This is a genomic window from Dyella sp. AD56 (assembly GCF_002878475.1).
Lineage (GTDB): Bacteria > Pseudomonadota > Gammaproteobacteria > Xanthomonadales > Rhodanobacteraceae > Dyella.
In genome coordinates this window covers 335,307-347,926 of record NZ_NRDP01000001.1, presented here as the reverse complement: position 1 = coordinate 347,926, position 12,620 = coordinate 335,307, and the positions used below count along the sequence as shown (strand labels likewise).

General features: G+C 64.6%; 9 protein-coding genes. 6 read left to right on the top strand and 3 right to left on the bottom strand.

Annotated features, from left to right (window positions below):
* Positions 1 to 88 precede the first annotated feature (88 nt).
* Complete coding sequence (locus tag DyAD56_RS01525) at positions 89 to 2,779, top strand: TonB-dependent receptor (protein ID WP_102300958.1); 2,691 nt, start codon at positions 89 to 91, stop codon at positions 2,777 to 2,779.
* Positions 2,780 to 2,888: 109 nt separating this feature from the next.
* Positions 2,889 to 4,904 carry a tetratricopeptide repeat-containing sulfotransferase family protein gene (locus DyAD56_RS01520; RefSeq protein ID WP_233202241.1) on the top strand — a complete coding sequence of 672 codons (2,016 nt, stop codon included), beginning with the start codon at positions 2,889 to 2,891 and terminating at the stop codon, positions 4,902 to 4,904.
* Here DyAD56_RS01520 and DyAD56_RS01515 read toward each other — a convergent pair.
* The 3 genes from DyAD56_RS01515 to DyAD56_RS01505 all read right to left on the bottom strand — a co-directional run bounded on the left by DyAD56_RS01515 (position 4,889) and on the right by DyAD56_RS01505 (position 7,819).
* Positions 4,889 to 5,209, bottom strand: a complete 321-nt coding sequence (locus tag DyAD56_RS01515; protein ID WP_233202240.1) for a cupin domain-containing protein — start codon at positions 5,207 to 5,209, stop codon at positions 4,889 to 4,891. The genes DyAD56_RS01520 and DyAD56_RS01515 overlap by 16 nt on opposite strands.
* Before the next feature lie 59 nt (positions 5,210 to 5,268).
* On the bottom strand, positions 5,269 to 6,279 hold the full coding sequence (locus tag DyAD56_RS01510) for a redoxin domain-containing protein (protein WP_102301104.1): 1,011 nt from the start codon (positions 6,277 to 6,279) through the stop codon (positions 5,269 to 5,271).
* A 91-nt stretch (positions 6,280 to 6,370) separates the two neighbouring features.
* On the bottom strand, positions 6,371 to 7,819 hold the full coding sequence (locus DyAD56_RS01505) for a PLP-dependent aminotransferase family protein (RefSeq protein WP_102300956.1): 1,449 nt from the start codon (positions 7,817 to 7,819) through the stop codon (positions 6,371 to 6,373).
* A gap of 109 nt (positions 7,820 to 7,928) precedes the next feature.
* Between DyAD56_RS01505 and DyAD56_RS01500 the strand changes: the two genes are divergently transcribed.
* The 4 genes from DyAD56_RS01500 (at position 7,929) to DyAD56_RS01485 (ending at position 12,595) form a co-directional block, all read left to right on the top strand.
* Positions 7,929 to 8,627 carry a glutathione S-transferase N-terminal domain-containing protein gene (locus tag DyAD56_RS01500; protein WP_102300955.1) on the top strand — a complete coding sequence of 233 codons (699 nt, stop codon included), beginning with the start codon at positions 7,929 to 7,931 and terminating at the stop codon, positions 8,625 to 8,627.
* Between the two features lie 211 nt (positions 8,628 to 8,838).
* Positions 8,839 to 9,753 carry a DMT family transporter gene (locus DyAD56_RS01495; protein WP_102301103.1) on the top strand — a complete coding sequence of 305 codons (915 nt, stop codon included), beginning with the start codon at positions 8,839 to 8,841 and terminating at the stop codon, positions 9,751 to 9,753.
* A 101-nt stretch (positions 9,754 to 9,854) separates the two neighbouring features.
* On the top strand, positions 9,855 to 12,044 hold the full coding sequence (locus DyAD56_RS01490; protein WP_102300954.1) for a protein-disulfide reductase DsbD: 2,190 nt from the start codon (positions 9,855 to 9,857) through the stop codon (positions 12,042 to 12,044).
* Complete coding sequence (locus DyAD56_RS01485) at positions 12,044 to 12,595, top strand: TlpA disulfide reductase family protein (RefSeq protein WP_233202239.1); 552 nt, start codon at positions 12,044 to 12,046, stop codon at positions 12,593 to 12,595. The genes DyAD56_RS01490 and DyAD56_RS01485 overlap by 1 nt, the downstream gene beginning before the upstream one ends.
* Positions 12,596 to 12,620 lie beyond the last annotated feature (25 nt).

The following is a 12,620-nucleotide window of genomic DNA, read 5'->3' as shown; positions in this document are numbered from 1 at the left end:
CATTTCACCCGCCCTCCCTAGCCTGCGCCCATCGCAGCAATCGACCGGCCGACGCCGTTTGGCCATTTCACGTTTCGGGGAGACAGTCTTGAAGATCAATCCAATCACTTGCGCGGTGCTTGCCGCGCTTGCGGTCGCTCGTGTGTCTTATGCCGACGATGCCACGCCACCGGCAGCGCCGCCCCCGGCGCCGACTGCGGATGCATCTGTATCCACGCTCGGCGCGATCACGGTGACGGCGCAGCATGCCAACGAAGACATGCAGGATGTGCCGATCACCATGCAGGCGTTCACCGGAACGATGCTGAAACAGCTCCACGTCGACACCTTCGACGACATCATCCGGTATCTGCCCAACGTCACGTTCGCAGAGAACGGTCCGGGCCAGGGCAATATCTACATGCGCGGCCTCAGCACGGGTTTCCTGGGCAACCAGTCGAGCGCATCCATCGCGCCATTCCCCAACGTCGCTGTCTACCTCGACGACCAGTCGATGCAGTTCCCGGCACGCAACCTCGACGTCTACATGGTAGACATGGAGCGCGTGGAAGTGCTCGAAGGCCCGCAGGGCACGCTGTTCGGCGGCGGCGCTGAAGCCGGCGCGGTTCGCTACATCACTAACAAGCCGAACTTGGACAAGGTGAGCGGCAACGTGCAGGCGAGCACCGGCGTGACCGCTGGTGGTGACCCGAACAACTCGGCCAACGCCGTGCTCAACCTGCCCATCATCCCGGGCACCTTTGCGCTGCGTGGCGTGATCTACAACGACCATCGCGGCGGCTACATCGACAACGTGCCGAGCACGTTCACCCGCAACAACAACGATGGCGGCAACTTCTACGCCAACATCAAACCGACCGGCGGCCTGTGCCCGAACGGCCAGGGCACCAGCACCGGTTACTGCGCTGTGCCCGGCAGCCCGACAGCCAACAACAACTCCGTGGCGCAGAAGGACTGGAATCCGGTCGATTATCAGGGCGCCCGCGTGTCCGCGCTTTACAAGATCAATGACGATTGGAATGTGCTGATCGCGCAGAGCTATCAGGAGATGGATGCGCAAGGCCAGTCGTCGACCTATCCGATCGGTTCGGATGGCCAGAACCTGCAGCCGCTGCAGACCACCGCATTCGCGCCCGCCTGGGACAAGGACCGCAACTCCAACACCGCGTGGACCTTGAACGGCAAGATCGGTGACGTCTCGATGGTGTACACCGGTGGCTACACCGACCGTCACATCAGCGAACAGCAGGACTACACCAACTACGCCCGCGCCGCAGGCGGCTGGTACTACACCTGCTCCGGCGGCTCCGGCCTGGGCGCTGGCACCAAGCCGACTTGCTACTCCCCGATCGGCTACTGGAACGACCAGGTCAAGAGCACGCACCTGAGTCATGAGCTGCGCTTCAGCACGCCGGAAGAAAATCGCCTGCGCGCCATCGGCGGCCTGTATTACGAGGATTTCCAGATCCTCGACGACATGAACTTCAACTACAAGACCATCCCGTCCTGCACGCCGCCCAACCTGTCCTCGGCGCTTGCTGGCGGTGCACCGTGCGTGGCCAACGTGGTGCCTTATCCGGGCACGGCGAAGATGGACGCCAGCCAGCGAAGCGACAGCACGGCGTTCGGCGAAGATGAGCAGCGTGGCTACCGGCAGATCGCTGCGTTCGGCTCGGTGTCGTACGACATCATCCCCGAGGTGCTCACCGCCACTGCCGGCACGCGTTACTACCACTACTCCGAGTACCAGCGCGGTTCGCAGTACTCCACGGGTTCCAACTGCGTGAACGTGCCCAACGGCCAGTGCGTGGGCGGCGACGCCACCAGCATGACTGCAGAGAACCTCAACGCCGCATACCACGGCTTCCGTAGCCGCGCGAACCTGGTCTGGCACGTCACGTCCGACGCGATGGTCTACTACACCTTCTCGCAGGGCTTCCGCCCGGGTGCGTTCAACCGCACCACCAAGGATGTGGCCAAGGGACCGGACGGCCCGCAGTACAGCAAGCCGCTCAGCTACGCGCCGGACTCCCTCACCAATAACGAGATCGGCTTCAAGACCACGTTCTTCGACGATCGCCTGCTGCTCAACGGCTCGCTGTACCACATGAAGTGGGACAACGTGCAGATGCAGTTCTTCAACCCCCTGGTGCTCGGCAACACCACGTTCGGCGTCAACGGCCCGAACTACAAGGTGGACGGCGTGGAACTGCAGTTCGAGGGACGTGTCACCGACGGCCTGACGTTGATGGGCTCGGGCTCGTTCAACAAGTCCAAGCAGACCAATTCGCCGTGCCTGGTGGGCAACATCCCGAACACACCGTCCTACGGCGCGTGTATCACCCAGGTGCTTATCGCCGGCCAAGGCGTGCAGCCATTCGCGAACCCGTTCGGCGCTTCCGGCAGCGAGCCGGCCTTCTCGCCCCGCTCGCAGTTCAACCTGCGCGCCCGCTATGACTGGACCTTCAACGGCAACTACAAGGCCTTCGCCATGGTCGGCGCCAGCCATACCGGCTCCATGTACAACCAGCCGGCCACCTACCCCAGCGGCGAAGGCGTGCTGTACCCGACCACGGTGGACTTGCGCTACCTGCAGGCGGGCTACACGACCTACGACGCCTCCGTGGGTATCGCGAAGGATGCCTGGGACCTGTCGCTCTACGGCACCAACTTGAGCAACAGCCACGCCAGCGTGTTCACCTCGTCGGCCCAGTTCATCCAGTCACAGGTGCCCCTGCGCCCACGCGTGGTCGGCGTGAAGTTCGGATTCAAGTTCTGACATCTTGCCGTCGCAGATCGGCACATAGCATGGGGTGGGCCTAGGCCCACCCCTCTTCCGTTCTACCGTGGGCTTAGCCCCCCTCATCCGTTCTACCCATCGATAACGCATGAACGCCGTCGTAGCCGAGCCACCTCAGATGTCCGTCGAACAGCAAGTCCAGCGCGTACGCCAACTGCAGGGTATGGGGGAGCACGCGCAAGCGCTGACGCTGGCGCAATCCCTGTTGCCTGACGTGCCGGAGAACCGCGATGCGCTCCACCTTATCGCCCGAAGTCAGCGATACCTTGGACAAGTCGATGAAGCACTGAACACGCTCATCGATCTCGAACGGTGGCATCCCCATTTCAGTCGACTCCACGAGGAACGCGGCCACTGCTACGTCGTCCAGCGCGATGCTCCGCAGGCAATCGACGCACTGCTGCGCGCGGTCAACCTCAACCCCGCGCTGCCTTCGAGCTGGAACCTGCTCGAAGGCCTTTACCGCATGACCGGCGACCACGCCAACGCAGCCACGGCGGCCTCACACGTCGCAACACTCAAGCGCCTCGCGCCCGAAGTGGTGCAGGCCACCAGCCTGGTCTCCGACGGTGAGCTCACCCAGGCCGAGCAGCTCATCCGACCTTACCTGCAGCGCACGGGCCACGATGTCGAAGGCATGCGCCTGCTGGCGCGCATTGCCGCCGCGCGCGACGTGCTGGACGACGCCGACACCCTGCTCACTGCCGTGCTTGAAATCGCACCCGACTTTCATGCTGCCCGCTTCGACTACGCCAAGGTGCTGTTCGAGCGCCACCAGTACCAGCGCGCATGCGAGGAGATGGAGAAGCTGTTGGCCATGGATCCGCAGCACCTGGACTACCGCACCCTGCACGCCAGCGCCTGCGTCGGGCTGGGCGAGCACGAACGCGCGATCGGGCTGTATCGCGCCCTGCTGCGCGAAGTACCGGGCGCTGCAGACCTGCACCTGTCCCTCGCCCATTCGTTGAAGACGCAAGGCCAGCGCTGCGACGCCATCGATGCCTATCACGCCGCCATCGCGGCAAGGCCGCACTTTGGCGATGCGTACTGGAGCCTGGCGAATCTCAAGACGTATCGCTTCAGCGACGACGAGATCGCCCGCATGGCTGCAGGGGAAGCGGCAGCGGACACGCCAACCGTGGATCGCTATCACCTGTGTTTCGCACTTGGTAAAGCGTTCGAGGATCGTGGCGACCATGACGCTTCCTGGCAGCACTATGCCCGTGGCAACGCGCTCAAACGCGCGGAAAGCCGTTACCGTCCGGAGATCATCGAAACCAATACGCGCAGGCAGATCACCGTATGCACGCGCGAGTTCTTCGCTGCACGCGCCGGCGTTGGCGACCCCAGCCCCGACCCCATCTTCATCGTCGGCCTGCCGCGCGCAGGCTCCACGCTGCTGGAGCAGATCCTCGCCTCGCATTCGCAGGTCGACGGCACGCAAGAGCTCGCCGACATCCCCCGCATCGTGCTCGAACTGCAAGGACGCGAGCCGGACTTCGACGACCCGCGTTACCCGGCCGTGCTCGCCGATGTGCCCTTGGAAGCTTTCCGTGAGCTAGGCGAACGATACCTTCGCGACACTCGCATCTATCGCGGCAGCGCGGCCCGCTTCATCGACAAGATGCCGAACAACTTCCGGCACATCGGCCTGATCCACCTGATGTTTCCCAACGCGAAGATCATCGACGCGCGTCGCGAACCCATGGCCTGCTGTTTCAGCAACCTCAAGCAGCTATTTGCCAGCGGCCAGGAGTTCACCTACAGCATGGAAGATATCGCGCGCTACTACCGCACGTATCTCGACCTGATGGCGCACTGGGACAAGGTGCTACCGGGCCGCGTGCTGCGCGTACATCACGAAGACGTGGTGGACGATCTGGAAGGCAACGTTCGACGCATTCTCGATTTCTGCGAGCTTCCGTTCGAGGCTTCGTGCCTGGACTTCCACAAGACGGAGCGCAGCGTACGCACCGCCAGCTCGGAACAGGTGCGTCGCCCGATCTTCCGCGACGGCCTGGACCAGTGGACGAAGTACGCGCACCATCTCACTCCGCTTAAAGAGATGCTCGGCGACGCACTCCAGCGTTATCGCCCGGTTTGAGTTCGCTGCGCACCCACGAACACCACCAGGAACGTGGCCGGCTCGCTATCGCTGGCGTTGGCGCTGACCAGGTGGCGTGCGCCGGCCGGCTCGAACCAGTTCTCGCCGGCCGCGAACACGCGCAGCGGCTGGCCTTCAACTTGGTTGCGCACGTGACCTTGCAGCACATAGACGTAAGCATCGCGATCATGCGAATGCGGCTTGGATGATTCACCTGGCGCATAAGTGACACGCAAGGCTTCGATGAATTGACCTGGCGCGCGCGTCAACGCCGCCGTCAGCAGCGACTCGTCGTGCGTCGCCATGGCTGGCATCGTCAGGGCAAGCGCCGTTATCCAAACGAGAATGTGAGCGGCGCGCATGATCAGCGCACCGTGACAGCGGACTGCTGCGAGGGCAGCGCGGCATCCACATCTTCGCTACGGCGAAGCACCTTGCCCTGCTCATCCAGCACGATCACCGTGGGTACGTGCATCACCCGAAAGCGACGGAACAACGCGCCTGAGTCGTCCAGTGCCAGCGGCATGGCGATGTGGTGTTCGCGCTGGTAGTCGGCCAGTACTTCGCGACTGGCCCACAACCCTGAGGCGATGCCCAGCCACTGCGCATGGTTGTCGCGTGCCAGCACGTCAGCGCGTTCACGCGCCGCGCGGCAACTCTGCGCCAACGCCGGGCGACTCGTGGCGATGTATGACTCGCACCACGGCGAAAGGAATAGCAGCACTGTGGGCTTCCCGGCTTTCGCGCCGAAGGCCGGTAGCGACGCGCCACTCAGCGTTTGCACGTTGAATGCGGGCACGCGATCACCGACGTCGTAGTGCGGCTCGTCCTTCGGCGCGGCAGCCGAGGCCATCTGCGCCGATGAGCGGCTGCGTGCTTGCGCAAGCGCGGCATCCAGCTTGTCGTTCGCCTCGTGCCCTACGTACAAGATGCGGCCGTCGCGACCGATCACCACATGCTGAGGCGTAACGCGCAGATGAAAGGCTTCGCCCAGCGACCCATCATCGAACACGATCGGCATGCCAAGCCCCAACTGTTTCTGCGCCTTGCGTACTTCCTCGACGCTGTCATCGAAGCCCACATCGATGGCGATCACGGCCATATCGGGGCCGGCCTGTTCATAGGAACGCTCGAAGTGCGGCATCTGTTCGCGACACGGCACGCACCAGGTGGCCCAGAACTTCAGATAGACAGCTTTTTTGCCGTAGAGCGCCCCCAAGTCGATGGTTTGACCGTCGATAGTCTTGACCACCACGCGCGGCGCCGGTTGGCCAATCAGGCTGCGCCCGGCCATCTCAGCGCGTGACTGACCAGACTCAGAGGCATACGCCACCATGCAACACACGAGCAGACAAAGCAGGGCGAAGTAACGCACGGCGAGCATCCTTGGCTGGGAGAGCTCGCATGCTCCTCCGCTGCCCAACGGTCGGACAGGTCCAGTTGGCGCAGAAACGAGGGAACCAGCGTCAGCGCGGGAGGTGTTCGTGGAGCAAGCGCGCGAGAAGGCGTGTCGCTTCGTCCATGCGCGTGGCCGGTATACCGCCGAGACCGAACACCAAGCCGTTGGGCTTGTGCTCGCCGATGGCGTAATCGCCCAGCGCTTCGATACGCATATCTTTCATGGCGGCGTCCCTGACCAGCCGGCTCGCGTCGACCGGCCACCTCAGTTCGGCGGCGATATGCAGACCGGCGTCCGATGCCAGCGGGCGCAGGGCCTCACCGGCATGTCGCGACAGGCCTTCCAGCAAGGCGTCGCGGCGTTCCGCGTAGATGCGCCGCATCTTGCGCACATGTCGCGCGAGATGGCCTTCGGTGATGAACCAGGCCAGCGTGTCCTGGGCGAGCAGATCACTGTGGCGATCCACCAGTTGGCGCACTGCGCCCAGTGCCGCCATGGCCCAGCTCGGTGCCACGACGTAACCCTGGCGCAGGGTCGGAAACAGGCTCTTGGAGAACGTGCCGACGTAGAACACCGAGCCGTCGCGATCCAGCGTCTGCAGTGCGTCGAGTGGGCGCCCGCCGTATCGAAATTCGCCGTCGTAATCGTCTTCAATGATCACTGCGCCCTGTTGCCGCGCAAAGTCGAGCAAGGCCACGCGCCGCGCCGGTGACATCACCATGCCGGAGGGGAACTGATGGGATGGAGTGACATAGATAACGCGGGCGTCAGGTGGAGTGCGCTCCACGATGAGGCCCTCCTCGTCGATCGGCACGGGCGTCACGCGGGCGCCGGCGGCTTCGAAGGTCGCGCGCAACGGCGGATAGCCGGGATCTTCCACCGCGACCACCGTGTGGCCGGGCGTCACCAGAATGCGCGCCAGCAGGTCGAAGGCTTGTTGCGCACCGCCCGTCACCATGACGTTGGCCGCACTGCAGGTCACCGCGCGCGCAAACGACACATGCCCCGCAATCGCTTCGCGCAATGCCTCGCGCCCCTCGACGGCGTCGTAAACGGACATGGCTCGCGTGAGCGTACGCAAGGCCCGGGCGGACAGCTTGCGCCACGCCTCGAAGGGAAAGCGCGAGACATCGGGCATCCCCACGCGCAGGTCATAACGTGATGGTGGCAAGGCGGTCATGGGCGCCGGAGCGATCGCATCGCGCCAGCGTGGCTGCAACCGCATCTCGCCTCCAGCACTCGGCGGCGGAGCGCCCGCCTGCGTAGGGCCGGCATGCGCCACCACGTAACCCGCGCCTTGTCGCGAGACCACGTAGCCTTCACTGAGCAAGAGGTCGTACGCGGCCACCACGGTGTTCCGTGACACGTTCAGCGAGGTCGCCAGGGCTCGGGTCGAAGGCAGGGTCTGCCCGGTGCGCAGTCGCCCGTCCAGAATGGCCGCTCGCAACTGCCCATGCAGCGCCTGCAACCGGCCGCGCACGGGGATGTCCAACGGGAAAGCCAGGGGGTGGTCCATGCCGGCATCCGGGTGGGTTGACTGGTCCTAAAGAATTCCCTTGACCTGGATCTTTTTCAAGACCAGTGAAACCGGGACACTGCTCCACGTCATCTCACGGAGATCCGCCATGATCGAGCTGTACTTCGCCGCCACGCCCAACGGCCTGAAGATCAAGCTGTTCCTTGAAGAGGCAGGCCTGCCCTACTTCATCACGCCGGTGAGCCTGAGCAAGGGCGAGCAGTTCAAGCCGGAGTTCCTGGCCATTTCGCCGAACAACAAGATTCCCGCCATCGTCGACCATGCACCCGCCGGCGGCGGCGAGCCGCTGGCCGTGTTCGAATCCGGCGCGATCCTGCTTTATCTGGCCGAGAAGATTGGTCGGTTCATCCCCAAAGACACGGCCGGCCGCATGGAAGTGCTGGAGTGGCTGTTCTGGCAAGTCTCCGGACTGGGCCCAATGGCGGGCCAGGTCGGACACTTCAATGTGTATGCGCCGGAGAAAGTGCCGTACGCCATCGACCGCTATACGCGCGAGGTGGCCCGCCTCTATGGCGTGCTCGATCGCCAGCTGGCAGGGCGCGAGTTCATTTGCGGCGAGTTTTCCATCGCTGACGTTGCCTGCTACCCGTGGATCGTGCCGCACGAGGCGCACGGCCAGAACCTGGCGGACTTCCCGCAGTTGGAGCGCTGGTTCATCGCCATGTCGCAGCGCCCCGCCACGCTGCGCACGTACGAGGGTGTAGAGAACGCCTACCGGCCCAAGCAGGCGCTGACCGACGAGGAGCGCCGGGTGCTGTTCGGGCAAGGATCGAAACCTGAAGCGTGAAGTCTGCTGACAGGTTCTGACACTATGGGCGGCTAGCCTTCCATATCACAGACCACCTCTCACATTCGTCATTCCGGCGGAGGCCGGAATCCAGTTTCCGTAGTGGCAGGTTGTCGCGAGACCGATGATTGTCTTTCGCGAAGATCCAACGACTCTCTACTGGATTCAGGCCTACGCCGGAATGACGAGCAAGATCTACAGAGCCAAAACCATGAAAACCTCCGACATCGCCGCACTACTGTTGCTGGGAGCCATCTGGGGCGCCTCGTTCCTGTTCATGCGCATGGGCGCCGATGAGTTCGGCGGCATGGCACTGGCGGGCATGCGCGCCATTGGCGCGGCGATCTGCTCGATCCCGCTGCTGACACGTGTGCGGCTGGTCGAGATGCGTACGCATTGGCGCGATATCGCCATCGTCGGCATCGCCAATTCGGCGCTGCCGTTCGTGCTGTTCTCCTTCGCGGCAAAGAGCCTGCCCGCGGGTGTCTCCGCCATTTCCGACGCCATCGCGCCGCTGCTGGTGGCGCTGTCGGGCTGGATGCTGCTGGGCGAGAAGCTGAGCCCCATACAGGCCAGTGGCCTGGTGGTGGGCTTCAGCGGTGTGGTGTGGCTGGTGGCCGGCACCGTGGGTTTCAGCGGTGGCGCGCATGCGATGGGCTGGGCGATGGCCGCCTGCCTGGGTGCCAATGTCTGTTACACCTTCGGCGCGCACTACAGCCACCGCCGCTTGCGCAGTGGTGTCACGCCGCTCAGCGTCGCCACCGGAAGCCAACTGGCCGCCGCGCTGTTATTGCTGCCTTTCACCGTCTGGATGTGGCCCACCCAGACGCCGGGATGGGCGTCGTGGCTGGCCGTGCTGGGCCTGGCGGCTATCTGCACCTCGCTTGCCTATGTACTGTTCTATGGCTTGATGGCCCGCGTGGGCGCATCGCGCAGCATGGTGGTGATGTTTCTGATCCCGGTATTCGGCGTGATGTGGGGGCTGCTGTTCCTGCATGAGCCGGTGACGCTGGCGATGGGCGGCGGCTGCGTGGTGATCCTGCTGGGTGTGGCGCTGACCACCGGTCTGGTGGGGCTGCGTAACCGCAGCGGCACCCCGAGCGAAGTAATGACGGAACGCGCCTGAGCGGCGACGGTCTCTCTCCGGTGAGCCTGAAGGTGCGGGCTGCGCCATAATCCCCTTTCGCCCTGCGCCTTGGCGCGGGCTTCTCCCATGCCGGAGCCGCAATGCGCCTGATTCACCCCGGCCGGTTGGCCGCACGCTTCCTCACTCTGCTCTGTCTGCTGCTCGGTGCGCTGCCCGCGCTGGCGCAGGACGACCTTGACGGCCTGCTGCCGGTCACCGAAGCCTACAAGCTCACCGCCGATGCCTCCACGCCCGGCGTGGTGAAGCTGCACTGGACCATCGCGCCCGATTACTACCTCTACCGCGGCCGCATGAAGTTCAAGCCCGGCGACGGCGTGACGCTGGGCGACGCGCAACTGCCCGATGGCGAGAAGCACCACGACGAATACCTGGGCGATGTGGAGACCTACCACCACAGCGTCGACGCCACCCTGCCCTACACAGTCGCGGCCGGCACCACCGAGCTGAAGCTCAGCGTGCAGTACCAGGGTTGCCACGAGGTGGATCCGAAGATCTGCTACCCGCCGCATACCGAACAGCTCACGCTGCCGATCCCTGCGTCGGGAGCACCGGTAGCTGGCGCGGCCGACTCGCTGGGCGCTGCACTGGGCAAGCTGGGTTCCAACCGCGGCGCTGGCGATGGTGCCTCCCTGCCCGCCGAACAGGCCTTCCATCTGGAAGCACTGGCCAAAGACCGCCAGCACCTGTTGCTGCGCTGGACCATGCCCAAGGGCTATTACCTGTATCGCGACCAGACCGCGCTCAAGCTCAAGGATGCCGACCTCTCGCTGGCCAAGCCCGAATGGCCGGCTGGCGTGGAACACGAGGACGCGCACTTCGGCAAGACCACGGTGTTCTTCGACCAGGTCGAGCTGCCGGTCACCATCGAAGGGAATACCGCCAGCCTCAAGACGGTGAATCTGGAAGCCGGCTTCCAGGGCTGTCAGGACGGTGGCATCTGCTATCCACTGATGACGCGCGCGCTGTCGATCGACCTGAGCGGTGCAACTCCGACCAGCGGCACCGTCGCGGAGCCCGCGCCGGAGATGCCGCCGGCACGGACCAGCGAAGTAGGCCTGGGCATTGCGCTGCTGTATGCGCTGCTCGGCGGACTCATCCTCAACCTGATGCCGTGCGTGCTGCCGGTGCTTTCGATCAAGGTGGTATCGGTGATCGAAAGCGGCGAAAGCCCCGCGCGTCGCCGCAGCCATGCACTGACCTACAGCGCCGGCGTGCTGACCAGTTTCGTTGTACTCGGCGTCGCTGTGGTGGCGCTCGCCAAGGCCTGGGGCGCACAACTGCAATACCCGCTGTTGGTCGCCGCACTGTCGCTGGTCATGCTGACCGCCGGCCTGTGGATGTCCGGTGTGGTGCAGTTCGGCGGATCGCTCGGCAACGTCGGTAGTTCGCTGGCAAACCAGAAGGGCTGGCGAGGCGATTTCTTCGTCGGCGTGCTCGCCGTCGTGGTGGCCAGCCCGTGCACCGGCCCGTTCATGGGGCCGGCGCTGGGCTATGCATTTGCGGCACCGGCTGCACAAGCGATGCTGGTGTTCTTCACGCTGGGGCTGGGCCTGTGCCTGCCTTTCCTTGCGATCGGCTTTGTGCCCGCGCTGGCTCGCCTGTTGCCGAAGCCGGGCGCATGGATGGAGACGCTCAAGCAGGTGCTGGCCTTCCCCATGTATCTGGCGGCCGTCTGGCTGGCATGGGTGTTGGCTAACCAGCGTGGCGCGGACGCCGTGGGCTTGTTGCTGGTGGCCGCGGTGCTGCTCGCGATGACGCTGTGGTGGTTTGAAAAGAGCCGCTGGAGCGGTAGCGCCAGTCGTTCGTGGGTGATCGTGCTCGCCCTGCTCACCGCCATTCCGCTCTACGCCCTCGTCCGCCTGCCAGCAGCGGCGCCTGCCGCTCAGAACGCCGTGAGCGCGAACGGCACGGTGGCCTTCACCCCGGCGAAGCTGGCCGAACTGCGTAAGGCCGGCACGCCGGTATTCGTAGACATGACCGCCGACTGGTGCGTGACCTGCAAGGCCAACGAGCATGCCGTGCTCGACACCGACGCCTTCCGCGACCTGCTCAAGAAGACCGGCGCGGTCTACATGAAGGGCGACTGGACCAATGAAGATCCCGCCATCACCGCCTTCCTGCAGGAATACCACTCGCCCGGCGTGCCGCTCTATGTGGTGTTTCCCAAAGACGGTGGCCACGGCAACCGCCTGCCGACGGTGTTGACCTCTTCGCTGGTGGAAGAGGCCCTGACCAAGGCTGCGGGCACACCGGTCGCCACCAACCCATGATGAGTCGCAGCAATTGGATCATCCTGGGTGCCGCCGTTCTGGCCGCTGCTGCCGGCGGCTGGCTGCAACACGCCAGCCAGCGTGCCCGTGTGCCCGCTGGCGTACATGTGGCCGAAAAGGGCGAGATCGCCCCCGATCTGGCGCTGGCAGGGCTGGACGGTAAAGAACATCGCTTGTCCGAGTACCGCGGTCGCCGCGTGCTGCTCAACTTCTGGGCAAGTTGGTGCGGCCCCTGCCTGCAAGAAATGCCCGCATTGGTAAAGGCGCAGGCCAACGTCGGCGAACACGCCGACAAAAGTGGCCCGATCATCATTGGCATTGCGATGGACGACCCGGCGCAGGTGCGCGCATTCCTAAGCACCCACCCCGTGAACTACCCCGTCCTGCTGGGCAGCCTGGACAGCCCCAGCACGTCGCTTCGATTAGGGAACGTCGGCGAAGTGCTGCCGTACAGCGTGCTTCTGGACGAGAACGGCCACGTGCTGTTCAGTCGGCGCGGCATGCTGGACGCGGATGACCTCAAAGCCTGGGCCGCGCCAGCCGCGCCCTGACGCGGTTTTCACGGCCATACGTCGC

What these genes read in the sequence shown, in the direction of transcription:
- DyAD56_RS01520 (WP_233202241.1), top strand. Translation starts at nt 2,889, where the DNA reads ATGAACGCCGTCGTAGCCGAGCCACCTCAGATGTCCGTCGAACAGCAA.
- DyAD56_RS01515 (WP_233202240.1), bottom strand. Translation starts at nt 5,209, where the DNA reads ATGGCGACGCACGACGAGTCGCTGCTGACGGCGGCGTTGACGCGCGCG.
- DyAD56_RS01505 (WP_102300956.1), bottom strand. Translation starts at nt 7,819, where the DNA reads ATGGACCACCCCCTGGCTTTCCCGTTGGACATCCCCGTGCGCGGCCGG.
- DyAD56_RS01500 (WP_102300955.1), top strand. Translation starts at nt 7,929, where the DNA reads ATGATCGAGCTGTACTTCGCCGCCACGCCCAACGGCCTGAAGATCAAG.
- DyAD56_RS01495 (WP_102301103.1), top strand. Translation starts at nt 8,839, where the DNA reads ATGAAAACCTCCGACATCGCCGCACTACTGTTGCTGGGAGCCATCTGG.
- DyAD56_RS01490 (WP_102300954.1), top strand. Translation starts at nt 9,855, where the DNA reads ATGCGCCTGATTCACCCCGGCCGGTTGGCCGCACGCTTCCTCACTCTG.
- DyAD56_RS01485 (WP_233202239.1), top strand. Translation starts at nt 12,044, where the DNA reads ATGAGTCGCAGCAATTGGATCATCCTGGGTGCCGCCGTTCTGGCCGCT.